We start from the raw sequence: 16,968 nt of genomic DNA, 5'->3' as shown, positions 1-16,968 counted from the left end.
CCACTCACACCCAGTCCAAAACCTGCGACCGGTGTACGCGGCCCATGGAGATTGAATGCAGCGAGCGGCAACCAGGTGAGCGCCAAAGCTACGTACAACGGCCATGAGCTGCCAAGCGCGCGACGGAATGAACCCGCTAAGAACGTTCGTTCGTAGAGCAGAACCATCGCCGGAACCGAGGCCATCGATTCCTTGCTGAACATGCCGAGTTGGCAAACCACGATCGCCAGACTTAGCCATACTGCGCGGGCGCGTCTGTCCGGACTCGACCAATACAGCTGGCTCAGGTAAAGGGTCAGCAAATAGTACAGCCCCATCATTACTTCGCAGCGTTGTGTGATGTAGGCCACGCATTCGGTATTAAGTGGATGCAAAGCCCACAATAGCGCCGCGGCCAGTGCCAGTGGATCGGCGGCGCTGACGAATCGGCTTTTGAAAAAATCGAGTCGCAGCGTGCGGCGAACGATGGCCGCCAGCACCAGGGCGACCAATACCTGCAACACGACATTGGTGAGGCGAAACCCGCGCGGATCGAGTCCGCTGAAATGGTGATTTAGGGCCAGCGATAGATTCACCACCGGCCGGCCGTAAACGGCGGTCTCAGGCGGAGCTTGCAGCGGGCTGTAGCCCCCCGAAAAACTTAGCAGCGGCCACAAGCTGCGCAGAGAAACGTTGCCGACGATGGTCAGTGTGTCGTCGAAAATGAACGGCGCCGACAGCACCCCGCGATAGGTCATCCATATTGTAAGCGCAAGCGCAAACGCCCCTCCCCATCGCCATGCGATGCCAGGAGAGATTGCGCTGCCGATAGAAACAGTTGCGCGCCGGTCGGTTGACAGTGGCGGCGCCGCGTGAGTACGACGTTTCATGCAACCTGTCACGGTCCTCGGGCAAAGGTTCTCGCGCGCGGCAGGTTGCCACGTTTGCGACGCGGGCCGGTGGCCGCGCGAACTAGCCTATGTCGACTGGACCCGGTTTACCAGTAGCAATGGACCGTGCGCACTCTATGGGGAATGATCGTGCGGGCACGAGCCTCGAACGTAGTCCATACGGGCAGGTCTTTGATCGGAAATCTTAATCGGCAATGCTGATTGCGGTTTGCGCCCTGTGCGTAGGCCGCTAAGGCGTGGCGGAGCCAGTCGACGGCTGGGACTGCCCGGCGCCGGAAACCTTTACGGCCTTCCCCTGCGCTGCGGCCAATGCCTGGCGGTACGTGGTCAGCCACTGCTGGATGCGCTGAGCTTCGTCGATCCGCCCACCTAGGCGTGCCGAGTCAACGGCGGCTTGCGCGGTAGCGATTGCTTCGGTCGGTCGTTGCGCGTCCGCGTAAGCTCTGGCCAAATTGGCATAGGCGTCGGCGCTGCGGGCTAGGCGTAGAACCTGCTCGAAATGTGGGATCGCCTGCTGCACCTGGCTGTTACGGCTCAACAGCAGCGCCAGGCTGCGATGCGCGGAAGGAAACTGTGGATACAAACTTATCGCTTCCTCGAAGTGCAATTGCGCGGCGGGCGTATCACCTTCCTTTTCGAGCAAGCATCCCAGAGCATAATGCGCCATAGGAAAATCTGGATACCGGCGCAACGCCTCTTCGTATTCCTGTTGCGCGCGCTGAGTTTCGCCTGCACGTTCCAAGAGACGGCCCAGACTGTAGTGACCGCCGCCAAAGTCCGGCCTCAGTCGCACCACACTCGCGGCGTGCTCTTGGGCCTCTGGCAGTCGATGTGCACTCTCGAGTAAGCGGGCCAAATTGTAGTGAGGCAGAAACTCGTCGGGATGCTCACGAGTCAATTTTTCGAACCGAGCCAAGGCTTCCTCGTGTCGACCGGCGTTGTCGAGGGCGGTCCCGATGCTGGTTTGCACCATAAGGCTGTCCGGCTCGTATTTTTCGGCATCCAACCAGAGAGTTAATTCATCCCCGTACATCGCCAACCGACGAACGCTGACCAAGCCAAAAAAAGTTGCCACAGACAGCGCGGCCGCGACGGTGACATTCCCGACGCGCCAAGTCGACGGCCCTTGCCGGCGACTGGATAGAAACATCAGGCAAGGTGCCAAAAGGATATATCCCCCGGCGACGGCGACGCACACGATTGCCATCAGCGGCACGTACATGCGCCGCTCGGCAGCCACGCTAGAGACGAGCGGGATCACGATCGTCGGCGACAGCGCAACCAGCAACCACGCACTCGCGAAGCCCACGGCAAATCGCCGCCATAGCAACAACATTGTGACAGCGGCTTGCAGCGCGGCGCCAACGACCCACGGCCACGCTTGTGAGATCGTCTGCAGATAGGGCATCTCGTAATGTATCAGCAACGGCCAAGGCCAAATCGCTAGCTTCAAGTATATAAACAGCACTTTTGCTTGCGTGAGCCACCACTCCCACGCACTGACACCCAGACCGAAGCCCACCATTGGTGTCCGCGATCCAGACAAGTTGAGCACCACCGGCACGATCCAAGTCAGCGTCAATCCTACGTACAATGGCCAGGACTCGCGCCAGGCGCGCCAGATCGATCCTCTGATGAAAGTGCGATCGTAGAGCAGCACCATCAAAGGCGCCGTGGCCATCGACTCTTTACTGAGCATTCCGAGCAGGTCGGCCGCGACAGCCGCCATCATCCAGGTGCGCCGTTTGACAAGAAGCTCGGCTTCCCAATAGCGCAGGCAGGAGTAGATCGTGGCCAGATAAAAGAAACCCATCATAAGCTCAGTCCGCTGCGTCACGTACACGACCGATTCCGTGTTCAGCGGATGCAGTGCCCACATCACCGCGCAGGCGAAAGACAACGAACCTGTCAAATGAGCGAACTTGTCCTGAAAAAAATCAAGTTGCAGGGTTCGTCGCACGATCAGCCACAGCAAAATCGCTGACATCGCATGCAGCCCGATGTTAATCAGGCGATAGCCGCGGGGATTTAGCTTGCCGAACCAATAGTTCACCGCCAGCGACAGATTGACCGCAGGCCGACCGTGCACGGGAGTCTCGGCCGAGGGATTTAAGGGGCCATTTCGCCCCGCGGTACGAAGCAAGGGCCACAACCGCTCGATCGAGCGGTTGTGCACGATTGTGGCGTTATCGTCGAAAATGAACGGCGCATCGAGCGAGCCGCCGTAGACCGCGAATACCACGCCGAACATTACGACCGCTAAGAGCAGGTCGCGCGCACCAGAGGGAGCGTACTTCACTGGGCCGAGGGCTCGCAATCGGACATTCGCTGCGCGAGGCATCGAATCCTGTTTGCCATGTTTCATGGTGGCGAGACTAGTCGGACCGCGAAACGCTCTTGCCCTGTCGGACGCTGTCCGAAAAGACACTGGCCATGAGTTTTAAGAAACCGGAACGGGCCGGTCGTCGGCCGCGAATGTACTTCATGCTACTGGATGCGTTCAGGGCATTCCACGGTCGCACCGTCATTTGCAAAGTCGTTCACGTAGGTTCGGACGGCCAGAAGCGAGCAACGGCCCTTTCACAGGGTTGTGCCGGGCGGGCCATGAAACACCATCATCCATAGATTCCAAATAACCGCGTGAGCACCGTAAATCCGAACCAAAAACAGGGAAATCTCATCCGAGGCCGCACCGCGAGTAGCACGCAAAGCGCAAAAAAACGGGGCGCACAGCAAAGTGCGCCCCGCGAGGCTTCATTTAATTTGCCGCCATCCGCTTACCAGTAACGATAGACGGTGCGAGCGCCCCAGGGGCGAATGATCGTGCGGGCACGAACCGGAGCGTAGTACACCGGGGCTGGTGCGTAGTAGCTCACTACAGGCGCCGGGGCGATGACCGGGGCAGGCATCATAATGGGGCTTTGTACGACGACCGGAGCGGGCGCGATCACTGGCGCGGGCGCCATGATCGGCGCTTGCACCATCATGGGCACCTGCGAAACCGGCGCGTAAACGGGATAGTTGATCGGCAAGGTCGATTGCAGTGCGTCGATGCGATACGTGCCGGCAACGGCGGACGCCGCGCCCAACAGTACGACAGCCAAGGCGGCCAAGGTCGCTCTCATTTGGTTTTCTCCGGTGCAGGACCGCCTTTACCGGCGGCGTGGTGTGCGTGTGATGTCTCGTCCGGTACGGACAGTACGACGGAGAGGCATGCGAGGTTTGATTCTGGTGAAAGGTAGTTTATCGGTGACCTGTAAGGCGTACAAGGTTTTCCTCTGTCGCGAAATCCTAATCATCGTGTCGGAATGATCGCGCCAATCGACAAAGTCGTGCGCGGCTCTCCCACACGCCCCAGATTTCGGCAATAATCGCCGGCGCGTGCTGGCATCGAGGATGATGCTGCCGCACGCAGTCGAGCGCGGCGATGCTAGCAGTTTCGCCCGCGCCTGGACGCAAGTACTCTGCAATACGTCACCTGGCTGAGACCATGATCATGCGCGATCAAGTTGTGCTGCTGTCGATTCCTGGATTACGGGCGCAGGATATCGGTGCCATGCCGAATCTCGCGCGCTTGGCGGCGTCCGGAGAGCAGGCAGCGCTTGCGCCAAGTTTTCCTTGCGTGACATGTCCGGTGCAGGCGGCCATGACCACGGGATCGCTGGCCAACGAGCATGGCGTGGTCGCCAACGGTTTCTATTGGCGCGACAAAGTAGAAATCGAGATGTGGACGGCCTGGAACGAGTGCATTTTGAAGCCGCAGATCTGGGACCAACTGCACGACCATGACGCCAGCATCACCTCGGCTGTTTGGTTTCCGCTGCACAGCAAGGGGTGCGGCGCCGACTACATTTGCACGCCAGCGCCCATCCACAACCCTGACGGCAGCGAGTCGCTGTGGTGCTACACCAAGCCCACTGAGCTGTATGGCGAGCTGCGCGACACACTAGGACATTTTCCGTTGCAACATTTTTGGGGGCCGATAGCCAATATCAAGTCGAGCGCCTGGATCGTTGATTCGGCCATCCACGCCGCCCGCGCCTGGCGCCCCGACTTTTTCTACATTTACTTGCCGCATTTGGACTACGCGGCGCAAAAGAACGGGCCCGATAGCCCTGAGGCCGCGGCCGCAGTCGCGGCGCTCGACGAAGTCTTGGGCCGGTTGTTGACGGAATTTCGCAAAGCTTATGGCCTGCCAGAGCCGCTGTGGCTGGTGGCCAGCGAATACGCCATTGTGCCGGTCGATCACGTGACATATCCCAATCGCGTGCTACGACAGGCGGGCTTGCTAACAGTTGATGCGCGCGACGACGGCGAGCATCTCGATCTGACCCACAGCAAAGCTTGGGCAATGGTCGATCATCAGTTTTCGCACATCTTTGTGCGCGACCGCGATCCGGCGACGATTCGGCAGGTGGCCGAACTTTTCCAGGGTCAGGAGGGTGTCGCCGAGGTGTTGCTCGCCGAAGGCCAGGCCAGCTACGGATTGAATCACGAGCGTGCCGGAGATGTCGTGTTGGTCTCGACGCCGAATAGTTGGCAGGCCTATTACTATTGGCTCGATGATGCCCGAGCGCCTGCGTTTGCGCGCACCGTGGATATTCATCGCAAGCCGGGCTATGACCCGGTGGAGTTGTTCTTCGACAAGGCCACATTGCAAGCCATGGCGGCGATGGCTGCCAAGGCCAAAGAAGGCGGCCAGGAATCCCACTCTAAACCGGGCCAAGGTCAGGGGGCGGGGCCAGCGCTGAGCGGCGCTCCGTCAGGCCCGCCGGCCGGAAAAGGGGGCATGCGCCCGGCGCCCGGCATCCCGCTCGATGCCACGCTGGTGCGCGGTTCGCACGGGGCGCCAGCGCGCGAGGATGCGCAACGCGGCGTGATCGTCTCTTCGCAGCCCGGAGTACTAATCGGGCGCGTGCTGGCCGACACCGATGTGTGTGACCTGGTGCTGCGGCAGTTTGGAGTGTGACGCGGCAGCCAGAGAGCTGCGCCGACGACGGCGATTCAGCAGAGCCACGGCGCCGCGAATTGCTGCTTACAACTCCGCCGCTTCCGGCAGTTCAGGAGGGGTGAATTGAAATCCGCGGCTTTGGCCGAAGAATTCCAGCGGATTCTCGTATACGATTCGTCGGATGAGCGATTCTGGATGGCCGCGCATCCGCATCGCCATAATGAAGTCGGGTACGGCCGTCGGCTTCGACGGGCCCCAATCGCCTGCGGAATTAACCAGCAGTCGCTCAGGTCCGTAGATCTCGATCATGTCGACGGCTCGCTGCGGCGTACACTTGCTGACGGGATAGAGCGTCATACCGGCCCAAAAGCCCGCTTCCAGCACGGGGCGAATCGTGTGCTCCTCGACGTGATCAACCAGCACGCGGCTGTGATCCAGCCGGCGATCGTCGCAGAGCATGTCGAGGATCATCCGCGTACCCTGGTACTTATCTTCCAGGTGCGGCGTGTGAATCAGAATCTGCTCGTTGGTCCTGGCGGCCAGGTCCAAATGTTCGAGGAAGATAATCGACTCGTTGCGGGTGTTCTTGTTCAGCCCGATTTCGCCGATGCCCAGCACGCCCGGCCGGTCCAGGAACTCGGGGATCATGGCGATCACTTCGCGCGACAGGCTGACATTCTCGGCCTCTTTGGCGTTGATGCACAGCCAGGTGAAATGCTGTATGCGATACCAACCGGCCCGCTTGCGCTCGAACTCGGTCAGTTGCCGGAAATAATCGCGAAAGCCATCCACGCTGCCGCGGTCGAAGCCGGCCCAGAACGCGGGCTCGCTAACGGCCACGCACCCCATCTTGGCCAAGGTCTCGTAGTCGTCGGTGACGCGCGAGACCATGTGAATATGCGGATCGATATAATACATGAACTAGAGATCTCTGTGCGGTTCTCACTGGGCTACGCAGGCGTGGCGCCACGATTTATCGACAGCGCTGCGGGTGGTTAAGAGTTGTAATGCGTTTGTTTGGTTATCGCTCTATTACTCCCAACGCCGTCCGCCACCGCTGGTCATAGGAGCGGGAGAAGATCAGCTGCACTTGCTCGGCGCGGTTGCTATGAGCCGTGCGCAGGACATCGAGAGCCTTATTGATGCCGGTTACGCGGGCATCGGCCGCGATCGGCCCATCGGCCCGATCCAAGCGGTCGAGCGCGGCGGCGATTTCCAACACGCGGGCGCGGACCTCGAGGAATTCGCGATCCAGCACGGCCTGCGATGACGCGGGGTTCGACATGTTCTTATCTTTGCATCGGACGTGTTACGGTTGGTGTTGGCTCGTGGGGGGCGTCGTCCTGCCCAGACAAAAGGGACACCCGCCAGCTACGCACCGCAGGGGCGGCCCTATTTGAAGTTTTGACGCCCGGGGGAGGGAAATCAAGCCATCCGATCCGCAGGGCCGGGCATAGACGAGCAGTTGGCGCCATATATCCCGGTCAGGGAGCCTATTGGCGCTGTTAAGCCGTCAGATCCAGCGCACCGCCGAGGTCCTTCTTTCCGGCGACTGGAGCCGGAGGCGATGCACTCGCCCCCTTGTCCTTCGGCGCGGGAGCTTCCCACGGGCGGCGGCCGTCCGAATCGCGTTCATCGGTGACGCTGATCTCGTCGTCCGGGGCTGCAATGCCGGCGGCGGCCTCGGATCGAGCATGACTGTCGATCTGCCGCGCGTGGCTCGAGGACTCCTGCTGGGCGCGCGCGACTTCGGCAGCTTTGGGCTGCGCGAGCGTGCCGGTCGCATCAAGGATAGGCGACGTCGGTCCTATGCTCATACGTGAATGCCGATTCTTCGGTCCGGCCGCTGTTCTGGAAGCGTTAACGTCGTTGCAGTGGCGCGCTACGACCATTCGGCGGTGGATTGCCCGCCGACGTTGCTGCCGCCGGCGCGCCCATATTTTGCAATTCGTTCTGTATCTCTTGCAGCGCCTCGTTGACGGCAGGCAGGGCTTGTTTGTGAACTTCGGGATGATTGATAGGCCCCTCGACGTAAATAGCCATGAGCTGCTGGCTGGCGCCACCTAGCACCTCGCTCACCAGGGGCACACGCCACTGATCGCGCCCGACAACGGTATAGAACATCAGCTGCAAATTCTTGTCGAGACCCATCTCGCCCGTACCGCGGAGGCTGATCGCGTCACCGCTAAAATTGAGACGGTCGAAATAGACATGGCCTCCTTCGAGTTTGAAGTCGATATCGCTTTTGGAGAAGGCATGCGTATCCGGCACGCGCATGCTGAGAATCTTCAGCAGCGAAACCATGGCCGGCAACTGATAAATATCGGCATTACGAAGTTCGACGTGCCCACTGCCTGCCAGCAGTGCCGAGTTGGAGCCTTGACCGTGAAAGTTGGCTCGCGCGGACAAATCGCCGCTAAGTTTTTGTCGCCCGGCTAGAACTTCTTGCGCGGCCCGCGCCAACTGCGCCTGAACGACGACCGTGTCGAAGTTGTATTGCGATCCCGGCCCGAACGAGACCCAGCCGTCTGTCTGGACCGATCCGCCACAGCAGCGCATCGTAATCGTTCGCGGCTGTTGGCCCGGAGGAGGCGCGACAGTGCCGCCCAATAGCAGGCGGGCGTCGTCGATCCACAATGGCCCGCGCAATTCGGTGAATTGAAAATCCTTGCAGGTGAGTGAGTCGAGATTCAATTCCCCCCGCGAATGGAGCTGCTGTCCGTCGAATTCGCCTGCCAATAGCAGTTGGCCATTAATGTTCTCCAAGGGCACGCCATAGGCCAGCCGCACCTGTTGCAAATCGACGCCGAGATCCCAGGAGGCCCTTAGCGGTTCCCCTTGACGGCCACCGCTTCCCAAGTCGAATTGTCCCCTTACCGACATGGGACCCGACAGCTGCATTTCCGTGAGGACTTTTTTCAAACGCGCTGGCAGCGCCTGCACAAGATCGCGATCCAACGTGAGCCGGCCGCAATGCAGGTTCTCGATACGCAGGTGCCAGCCGCCGGAGGCGTCGACTTCGCAGCTGCCGCGCGGAGCGGTCATGCGCGTGTTGGGACCGTGCTCGGCCGCGAGGCGCCTGAGTGCGACGCGGCCGTTTTCGTAGTCGAACTCGCCGCTGAGCTTTTCCAACCGGTAAGGAAAATAGCGCGGCTGAATGGCCACAATGTCCTTTACAGGCGTGGCGTTGACGCGAATGCTGGGGTCGGTCCAAGTTGTGCGATGCTCGACATCGACGTGCAAGTCGACCGCGCCCGTGGGATTGATTTCATTCCACAGTTGCCGCGCCGAGGGGCGCAACGCGTCGCGCAGCTCTTCCTCGAGCGGTACGTTCTGGCCAGCGAAGTGCAGAATGAGCACGTCGCCGTCCGGGCCGGGCTTCATGTCCCCCTGGCAACGAACCAGCCCTGTATCGTTTGTCCCTCGCAGGTCCTGAAATGTCCAGAATTGATCGTTCGCCTCGACGTTGCCGCGCACATTATGCAAGGGATACGGAAATTTGTCGTAGCGCAGGTCGCAGCCGTTGAGGCTGATCGACAAGCGATTGTGTACCGGCGCGCCGGCCTGGCGCCAGTAATGCACGAACAAACCGATCGATCCGCGTGGGTGGAGCGATTCCACAATCGCGCGGGGCTTTTCCGGAAGCGCGACGATCAGCTTTTGGTCCACGGCCAGATTTCGGGTGTCGACAGTAAAGAAGCCCGTCCATCCTTCGCCGGGTTGGTGGATTTCCCCGCGCAGGCGAATTTGCTCGCCGCCACTGTAAGCCGTCATTTCCTCGATCGAGAGGACGTTATTCCGTAGTGTGATCTGGCCCGTGCCGTGCTCGAGGCGATAGGGGAATTTTGGATACGTGAGGGCGACGTCGTGGCACGCTATCGCTACGTCGGGCGTCCAGGCGATACCGTCGAAGTGAAGCTTCGCATCCAAGTCGATTTCACCGCCGGGCAAAGACTGCTGCCATAAATCCTGCCACGAGGCGGGCAAAATCGCCGACAACTGTCGATCGAGCCTGAGCTGCTTGGCTTTGGCGACAACCGTCAGCGGCGCGCTTTCGCCAAAACCCTCGCGGCGCATGGCCAGCTCGATCGTGGCGGGTCCACTGTTGGCTGTCAGATTTTCGATGGCGAACCCGTTCGAGTCAGCCTTGAAGTCTGTGCGAAGCTCGGTCAGCGCGTGCGGCAGGCGAGAATCGTCGAGACGTCCGCGATTGAGCTGGCCGGTGACCGAATAGTTCCAAGGGGTCGGCGCGGCTGCGTCGTACCGCACGGCGAACTTGCCGTGGACCTGGCCTCGCAGCGTCTCCAGCAAGTTTAATCCCTGAGGACACTCGCAGGGCAGATTGCGAACCAGTTCGGGCGTGACCTCGAGGCTATCGACAAGTCCGCTAAATTCCCAGGCGCCCCCCGCGGGATTGAAGTTGCCCGCCAGCTCGACCCGTCGGATGCTTTCGGCCGCGAAATAACCCGTCACGTTGAACGGGGCGCGGCCGCCGGGCGGCACCGGGCCGTTGTGCGGCGACACGTTGAAATAACCGTCGCGTACCGTAAAGGCCCTCGGCGTTTCGCCCAAGGGGTCGAACAGTTCCAGCGTGGCCCCCTCAATCACTATGACAGGCGGCTGATCGCCAAGCTTGGGGAGAGGAAACAACCGGCTTGTGCTCCATGACCCATCGGGCCGGCGCGTCGCGCGAATTGTTGGGCGGCGCGAGACGACCTCCTCGATTTGCGGCGTCGCCTGCAGCAGCGTGGCCAGATCGGTTTTGCACGACAGAAACAGTTCGTCAAGGTATGCCAGTTCGGCGTGCGGACCTGCTGCCTGGGGATCGACAATCGACACGCCTCGTACCTGAATGCCTCCGCTGGTTAGCGACGCGGAATGCACAGTGACGTGCAGGCCTTGATAATGAGTTGCAAAGATCGTCTCAACCTTGCGGCGCACCGTTTCGTCCAGCCGACGATAAAAATAGGGCACCGTGGCCAGCGCGCCGATCACGGCGGCTACCACTCCCCATTTGAAGAAGAACCAACAGAAGTTGATGGTCGGCTTGAGAATCTGGAGCTTCCTTGCTCACGTTCGAATGGTCATTGATCACATGCATTCCTAACGGACTCGCCCGCTCGCATGCCCGTCAACTCTCCGCCGCGCGAATCCGCGGCGCCGTTCCTCCCGACTTGGCTGCCTGTTCTACGACGCGTGCCTGACGATATACCAATGTTCCGGCGGCCAGCACGGCCAGCGGCAGCATGGCCGGATCGCGATAGCGAATCGAACTAACGAAAATCATGTGCAGCAGTGTGAAGTAGGCTGCCGGCAGCCAGCACAACGCGTAAGGCCAACCGCTCGGCGTGAAACGCCATACGCCGACGATGGCCAGCAAAAATACCGGGACATATGTGGCGAATACTGCGAGGCGCAGAGGCCAACTGCGAAACTCGGGCTCGTTAGGCCAAACATTCCATAGCCGCAGCCCCTTGATTGCTGCCAATTGCAAAACACGACCGGGATGCGTTTCGGACCAGGCCAGCGAGGCAGTTTGCAGTCGACGATCGAGCCGGTATTCCAAAGTCTCGTCATCGCCCGGTTCCCGCGCTTCGTCAGCTGCGAACTCGGGGACGAACGACATGTCGCTCGCGCCTGTGGCCCGCGGGTTCAGTCCGTCGTACAAACTGGCGCCCACTTGGAGCGTCGTGGGAATGAAATGGCCAGTGACCTGATAGTTGCGAATCCACCATGGCGCCATAACCACGGCCAAACCGACGAGCGCGGTTGATCCCAGAGCGACATGCCTGCCAAGATTGCGTCCCGAGAGTAAGCCAACGATCAGCGACACGGGTGCAAACAGCAGCCAGCTTGGGCGAACCAGTGTAGCGGCACCCGCCAAACAGCCGGCCCCAATCGCCAGCGCCAGGGCTCCCTTTGCGCTTGCGCTTTGCCAGGCTGCCGTGGCGATGATTAGTTGCGCGATGAGCAGGGGACAGAAGGCCGCTTCGCTGAGAACGAATACGCTAATGCCGATGGCGCCGGGATAAAAGGCGATGATGCCCGCAGCAATGAGCGCCGTCCGACGATCGAAGAGCCGTACGGCCAGACCATACACGCCTGCCACGGCGCACGTTCCCAGCACGGCATTCAACAGGCGCGCGGCTGCCACAGGGGGTTCGGCGCCGTAGGCGAGAAAAAGTCCGGCCAACACCAACGGGTAACCGGGCGTGCGAAAGACTTTGGCCGGTGGTGAGCCGAACTCGTACGGGTCGCCGCGCGCGATCGCGCCGGCCAGTGTCCAATAACTATCGCTATCGCCGAAGGCAAATCGCCGATCGGCAGGTAGTCGAGCTTGCCACCAGATGCCACCCAAGAGACGTACCGCTAGCGCGGCGACGAGCAGCCACAGCAACGGGCTGCGAAAAAGTTTGTCGGGGGTGTTCACGCTTACGGCTCGCGCGATGGGACAAGCCATCCTCAACCCAGAAAGGCGGGCCATGTTACGGCGTTTGTCAGAGGGGGGCAAGGCAGCTTGGTACCCCCTGCAAAGTCGTGAAAATACAGCAGTGCTAGCGACCGCGCCGCGGACCGTTTTGCCCGCGCCGCTATCTACGGCAGGAATGCCATTTATTCGGCCGCCGGCTGGGAACATATTCCGTTGATTACGGCATTGCCGCTGGATGTTGGCCCAGCGACGGAAGACCTGTTGTCGATTTCATTTACTTAGCGAGGCCAGCCGTTATACTCCAAAGTCCCTAATTTGTGTCCGCCCCCGCCTCGACCGCGTCGCTCCTTCTGGCAGAACCTGGTGCGTGCCTGCGCAGTGCTGTTGGTATGCATGCAACGCTGCGCGGTGTGGCTGTAAAAGCTACGAGCGTGACAGGCGGGAACCGAGTGGGCCAGGCAAGGCGGGGTTTGCGGTTCGGGTTCGACCGTAGTCCAGGCTCGGTCTCATTGGGAACGTATCGAAATTATTTGTTGGAGACTTAGGCAATGCAGTCGAACGGCAAGATCTTCTGGGCCAGTTTTTTGACCCTGATTGCGGCGGGGATGGGTTTTGCCGTGCGCGGCGATGTGCTAGGCGAGTGGAGCCGCATCTTTGGTTTCACCAAGACCGAACTGGGCACCATCACTGGCGGTGGTCTCACCGGCATGGCCTTCACCATCATCGGCTTCAGCCTGTTTGCCGATCGCGTTGGTTATAAGGCGCTCTTGATCGGCGCTTTTCTGCTGCACGTCTCCTCGGCCGTCGTGACGTTGGCCGCGACGTTTGTCTTTGAAATGTCTGGCAAGGATGCGACCTATTGGTGCCTGTATGTGGGCATGTTCATGTTTTCATTGGCTAATGGCATGTGCGAAGCCGCGATCAATCCGCTCGTCGCTACGCTCTATCCCAAACAAAAGACGCACTATCTAAACATCTTGCACGCCGGCTGGCCGGGCGGCCTGATCCTGGGCGGGCTATTGGCCTTCTTTTTCGTAGGTGAGAAGTGCGTGATCACGCCATTGCGCTGGGAAATTCCCATGATGTTCTTTCTCATACCGACCTTGTGGTACGGGATGATCACGATCCGTGAGAAATTTCCGATTTCCGAAGCGCGCGCCGCCGGTGTCAAGTTCGGTGACATGCTGGCTGAGTTCGCTGCGCCGGTGTTGCTCTTTTTGCTGGTCCTGCACGGCCTGGTCGGCTACGTCGAACTGGGAACCGACAGTTGGATCACAAACATCATGGGAGGATACATTCGCAACAGTGTGTTGCTGCTGGTGTACACCGCGGGCTTGATGTTCGTGCTGCGATTTTTTGCCGGCCCGATCGTCGAGCGCATCAATCCGCTGGGCCTGCTCTTTGTCAGTGCCGTTTTGGGCTGCACGGGTCTATACATGATGGGCAGCATGCTAGGAGCGGCCTCGGGAGCAGGCATTCTAGTGGCCGCAACAGTTTATGGCGTTGGCAAGACTTTTCTCTGGCCGACGATGCTGGGAGTCGTGGGCGAACGCTTTCCGAAAGGGGGCGCCCTGACGATGGGAGCCATGGGGGGCATCGGCATGTTGTCGGCAGGTTTGCTGGGCGGTCCCGGCATCGGCTATACCCAAGACGTCAATGCGACTGCCAAGTTGCAAGAGATGAATCCCACGGTCTACGAGGAAGTAAAGTCGAACGAAGTGAACCACTTCTTGTTCTTCCCGGCGGTGGCAGGACTCGATGGGACCAAAGTAGCCGAGCTGCCTGGCGGCAGCCCCGCGGCGCTCGACGTTAAGGAGGCGACCGATTACGGCGGCCAGATGGCGTTGAAGATCACAGCCGGCATACCTGCCACCATGGCGTTGGGCTATCTGATCCTGCTGATTTACTTCCGTGCGATCGGCGGCTACAAGCTGGTCGAGATCGGTCCCGGCGGCAAAGAGGTCGAAACCGGTCATAGTCCCAGCGCCAAAGAAGCCATCTACGTCGATTCACGCGCCGATCAGGCGTAAGGGTACGACGTGTGTGCGCCGAGAGGCCGACTATGGAATCCCCACGCACGTTGATTGTCTGCGAGCGATCCGGCCGTTGGGCTCTACCGTTGCGGCTAGCGGCGGACCGTGCGGCGACGGGCAATAGGGTGCAACCGACAGCCGCCGCTACCACGCCCGACAATGCTCCCTTGCCACGATGGGACTACCGGCTTGTTGAGACTCGCTCGCCCGAAGAATGCTGCCTGGCGCTGGCTACGGTGCGGCTGGCGATCGTGGCTGTGGAATTGGACCGGGCTCACTGTGATCAGGCCCTGGCTCTGGTTCACACGATCTGGGAGCGGTTTCCCAAGGCAGTCATCGTCGTCCTGGCCGGTTCGGAATCGGCCGATTACGAATGGCTGGCTCGGGAACTGGGGGCCGCCCACTTCGTCATCTCGCCGTCTCGCTTGGACGACTTTGTCATCCTGGCCCGCCGACACTGGGAAAGTTGGGCGACGCCCGAATTAGGGACTGCCGAACAAATCTGGGCCACGCTACCTTGGTAGTCGTGCCATCCGCCAGTTCGGCCTTCGATGTTTGTCGATTCCTGGAGAAATCATGCCGGAACAGCTTACCGTCGCCGAGGTCACCGAGGCGCTAGGACGTTTACAGGATCCCGAGTCCGGCCGCCCGGTCACCGAAATGGGCCAGGTACATGACGTGCGCGTCGACGGCAACCGCGCGACCTTGACGCTCGCGTTGACCACCTTCGCTGCCCCGCTATGGGAAGACTGTCGCCAGGAATGTGCCACCGTCGTGCGGCGGGCCTTGCCAGGCCTGACCGACGTAACGGTCAATTTGGCAATTCACGAAAGGCCCGCCGAACGCATCGGCGAGATTGGTCTGGCCGCCAAGAGCGTGATCGCCGTGGGCTCCGGAAAAGGGGGCGTCGGCAAAAGTACGATCGCCGCTTCGATCGCGTATGGATTGAACAAAGCCGGCGCCAAGGTCGGATTAATGGACGCCGACGTCTATGGTCCCAGCATTCCGCACCTAATCGGCGTCAACCATCGTCCCGACATCGTCGACCAAAAGATCCAGCCCATCGTCGTCGACAGTATGAAGGTCATGTCGATGGGCTTTGTCGTACCGGCCGGCGAAGCGGTCGTGTGGCGCGGACCGATGCTGCACGGCGCGATCAGCCAGTTCCTCCGCGATACGGCCTGGGGCGATCTCGATTACCTGATCATCGATATGCCGCCAGGTACGGGGGATATCGCACTGACGCTGTCGCAATTGTTGCCGCTGTCGGGCGCCGTCGTGGTTTGCACGCCGCAGGATGTGGCCCTGCTAGACGCCGTCAAGGCCGTCGCCATGTTCCGCAAAGTGAACATCCCCATTCTGGGCATGGTCGAGAACATGAGCTACTTTATCTGCCCCGATAACGGCAAGCGTTACGAGATCTTTGGCTCCGGGGGCGCGAAGAAAAAAGCCGTTGAGTTGGACATGCCATTTTTGGGCGAAGTACCGATCAACATCCAAATCCGCGTCCGCGGCGACGAGGGACGCATCGCCGGCAACTTCTCGGACGAGACCACGGCCCCCTATCTCAAGGCGCTGTATTACAACCTGGTGAAGAACCTGGTTGCTGCCCGCCGCGAGCAACCACCGTTGCCGAGTCTGTCGGTGCTTGGGTAAGGGCCTTCTGAAGCGTTGAAGCCGCCATGAACCTCGAATGCGATGCGATAGTCCTTTGTTCGCGTCGCCGGCATCAGTTCTCAGTGGCGATCGCGCCGTCCTCCACCATATGCGCGTAGTATGCGATCTCGCCGTTGCGCCAAGCGCTCGGATGGCTGCGGAAACCGTCGACCAGGGGCGCCCGATTGCGATTGTGGCCGCCAGCCTGAATGATATCTGGACCTTCGGCAGCGATCGTCGCGCTCGATTTACGGCTGGGGCGGACAATCACGATGTGGCCCGGCTTTTTGGCGTCTGGGTTGCGGTAGGTAGCCACGACGAGTTCGCCGCGGTTAGCACGCTGCTGGGCCTCGGTCGCTGACGCCACGCGCTGCCAACCTTGTTCGCGTCCCTTGTCGGCCAGCCACTCGTATTGCGCATTCGCCAATAGTGTTTGCTTATGCTCGGGCGGGCGCAGGATATAGACATTGGCGCCGGCGCAGGCTGCCGCGACAAATGCGCTGCAATGGGTTGAGGATGTGCCTCCCTTGGGACTTGGATCGCCGCTGCGCCAGCTAATGCGCTCGCCCGGCAGCCAATGATGCTCGACGTCGAGCCCGTCCAGATAGTGCGACAATCGTTCGCCGGTCGGAGTGACGTCATAGGCCGCGGCCCACCTGGTGGAACTGGCCAGCAGAACCAGCAAACTGGCGTAGACGAGGGCCTTTGCAATCCGCGTGCCGCGATACATGCTCGGACTCCTGGCTACCAAATGTGTGATGGCAAGTGGCCGTTGAACTAAACCGCTGTCGCGGTGGGCAGGAGACCGCGGCGTTGTCAGGCGTAGTCGCGCCAGTCGGGTAGTCCACGGCGCATTTCTTTGGTGGCTGCGGTAGCGCTGAATTTCTCTGGGTCGAAGCGTCGCCCGACCCATGTCAGCATGTCCTTGTGGTTTTCGTGGCTAGGATCCCGGATGGCGTCCAGGAAGTCGGCGTAGCCCCACATACCGCCCACGTCTTCGGGCGGACA

The 16,968-nt window shown here is 60.6% G+C and carries 14 protein-coding genes; 4 read left to right on the top strand and 10 right to left on the bottom strand.

Annotated features, from left to right (window positions below):
• The 3 genes from VGG64_29780 to VGG64_29770 form a co-directional block, all read right to left on the bottom strand.
• The coding region (locus VGG64_29780; GenBank protein HEY1603830.1) for a hypothetical protein at positions 1-737 on the bottom strand (737 nt) is incomplete at its 3' end.
• Positions 738-1,119: 382 nt separating this feature from the next.
• Positions 1,120-3,255 (bottom strand): tetratricopeptide repeat protein, encoded by a 2,136-nt coding sequence (locus VGG64_29775; GenBank protein ID HEY1603829.1) that lies wholly within the window; start codon positions 3,253-3,255, stop codon positions 1,120-1,122.
• A 412-nt stretch (positions 3,256-3,667) separates the two neighbouring features.
• Positions 3,668-4,015, bottom strand: a complete 348-nt coding sequence (locus VGG64_29770) for a hypothetical protein (GenBank protein ID HEY1603828.1) — start codon at positions 4,013-4,015, stop codon at positions 3,668-3,670.
• Positions 4,016-4,386: 371 nt separating this feature from the next.
• Here VGG64_29770 and VGG64_29765 point away from each other — a divergent pair, with 371 nt between their 5' ends.
• Positions 4,387-5,859, top strand: coding sequence for a nucleotide pyrophosphatase/phosphodiesterase family protein (locus VGG64_29765; GenBank protein ID HEY1603827.1), 1,473 nt, complete (start codon positions 4,387-4,389; stop codon positions 5,857-5,859).
• A 66-nt stretch (positions 5,860-5,925) separates the two neighbouring features.
• On the opposite strand, the gene VGG64_29760 is transcribed toward VGG64_29765, so the two are convergent.
• The 5 genes from VGG64_29760 to VGG64_29740 form a co-directional block, all read right to left on the bottom strand.
• Complete coding sequence (locus VGG64_29760) at positions 5,926-6,759, bottom strand: metal-dependent hydrolase (protein ID HEY1603826.1); 834 nt, start codon at positions 6,757-6,759, stop codon at positions 5,926-5,928.
• Between the two features lie 103 nt (positions 6,760-6,862).
• Positions 6,863-7,126, bottom strand: coding sequence for a hypothetical protein (locus tag VGG64_29755; GenBank protein HEY1603825.1), 264 nt, complete (start codon positions 7,124-7,126; stop codon positions 6,863-6,865).
• A gap of 220 nt (positions 7,127-7,346) precedes the next feature.
• Positions 7,347-7,658: a hypothetical protein gene (locus VGG64_29750; GenBank protein HEY1603824.1), complete on the bottom strand. Its 312-nt coding sequence runs from the start codon at positions 7,656-7,658 to the stop codon at positions 7,347-7,349.
• A gap of 43 nt (positions 7,659-7,701) precedes the next feature.
• Complete coding sequence (locus tag VGG64_29745) at positions 7,702-10,836, bottom strand: AsmA-like C-terminal region-containing protein (protein HEY1603823.1); 3,135 nt, start codon at positions 10,834-10,836, stop codon at positions 7,702-7,704.
• A 136-nt stretch (positions 10,837-10,972) separates the two neighbouring features.
• The gene (locus VGG64_29740) at positions 10,973-12,271 is read right to left on the bottom strand and encodes a glycosyltransferase family 39 protein (protein ID HEY1603822.1); all 1,299 of its coding nucleotides are present in this window, start codon (positions 12,269-12,271) and stop codon (positions 10,973-10,975) included.
• A gap of 548 nt (positions 12,272-12,819) precedes the next feature.
• On the opposite strand from VGG64_29740, the gene VGG64_29735 reads away from it, so the two are divergent.
• From VGG64_29735 to VGG64_29725, 3 genes are read left to right on the top strand one after another with little or no spacing between them, the layout of a single operon-like run.
• Entirely contained in the window at positions 12,820-14,301 is a 1,482-nt protein-coding gene (locus VGG64_29735) for an MFS transporter (GenBank protein ID HEY1603821.1), read from the top strand.
• A gap of 32 nt (positions 14,302-14,333) precedes the next feature.
• Positions 14,334-14,828 (top strand): hypothetical protein, encoded by a 495-nt coding sequence (locus tag VGG64_29730; GenBank protein HEY1603820.1) that lies wholly within the window; start codon positions 14,334-14,336, stop codon positions 14,826-14,828.
• A 52-nt stretch (positions 14,829-14,880) separates the two neighbouring features.
• Positions 14,881-15,960: an Mrp/NBP35 family ATP-binding protein gene (locus VGG64_29725; GenBank protein ID HEY1603819.1), complete on the top strand. Its 1,080-nt coding sequence runs from the start codon at positions 14,881-14,883 to the stop codon at positions 15,958-15,960.
• Positions 15,961-16,033: 73 nt separating this feature from the next.
• Here VGG64_29725 and VGG64_29720 read toward each other — a convergent pair whose 3' ends face one another.
• Together VGG64_29720 and VGG64_29715 are read right to left on the bottom strand one after the other, a co-directional pair.
• Positions 16,034-16,690 (bottom strand): hypothetical protein, encoded by a 657-nt coding sequence (locus VGG64_29720; protein ID HEY1603818.1) that lies wholly within the window; start codon positions 16,688-16,690, stop codon positions 16,034-16,036.
• A gap of 86 nt (positions 16,691-16,776) precedes the next feature.
• Positions 16,777-16,968 (bottom strand): LexA family transcriptional regulator (locus tag VGG64_29715; protein ID HEY1603817.1); only part of this gene is annotated, 192 nt, incomplete at its 5' end.

The sequence above is a fragment of the Pirellulales bacterium genome, from assembly GCA_036490175.1.
Taxonomy (GTDB): domain Bacteria; phylum Planctomycetota; class Planctomycetia; order Pirellulales; family JACPPG01; genus JACPPG01.
The sequence above is the reverse complement of the archived record's forward strand: the minus strand, read 5'-3'. Positions and strand labels throughout refer to the sequence as shown.

Bases quoted from the DNA above. Each gene is read 5' to 3' on its own strand.
- VGG64_29775 (HEY1603829.1), bottom strand. From the start codon at position 3,255: ATGAAACATGGCAAACAGGATTCGATGCCTCGCGCAGCGAATGTCCGA.
- VGG64_29770 (HEY1603828.1), bottom strand. From the start codon at position 4,015: ATGAGAGCGACCTTGGCCGCCTTGGCTGTCGTACTGTTGGGCGCGGCG.
- VGG64_29765 (HEY1603827.1), top strand. From the start codon at position 4,387: ATGCGCGATCAAGTTGTGCTGCTGTCGATTCCTGGATTACGGGCGCAG.
- VGG64_29760 (HEY1603826.1), bottom strand. From the start codon at position 6,759: ATGTATTATATCGATCCGCATATTCACATGGTCTCGCGCGTCACCGAC.
- VGG64_29755 (HEY1603825.1), bottom strand. From the start codon at position 7,126: ATGTCGAACCCCGCGTCATCGCAGGCCGTGCTGGATCGCGAATTCCTC.
- VGG64_29750 (HEY1603824.1), bottom strand. From the start codon at position 7,658: ATGAGCATAGGACCGACGTCGCCTATCCTTGATGCGACCGGCACGCTC.
- VGG64_29735 (HEY1603821.1), top strand. From the start codon at position 12,820: ATGCAGTCGAACGGCAAGATCTTCTGGGCCAGTTTTTTGACCCTGATT.
- VGG64_29730 (HEY1603820.1), top strand. From the start codon at position 14,334: ATGGAATCCCCACGCACGTTGATTGTCTGCGAGCGATCCGGCCGTTGG.
- VGG64_29725 (HEY1603819.1), top strand. From the start codon at position 14,881: ATGCCGGAACAGCTTACCGTCGCCGAGGTCACCGAGGCGCTAGGACGT.
- VGG64_29720 (HEY1603818.1), bottom strand. From the start codon at position 16,690: ATGTATCGCGGCACGCGGATTGCAAAGGCCCTCGTCTACGCCAGTTTG.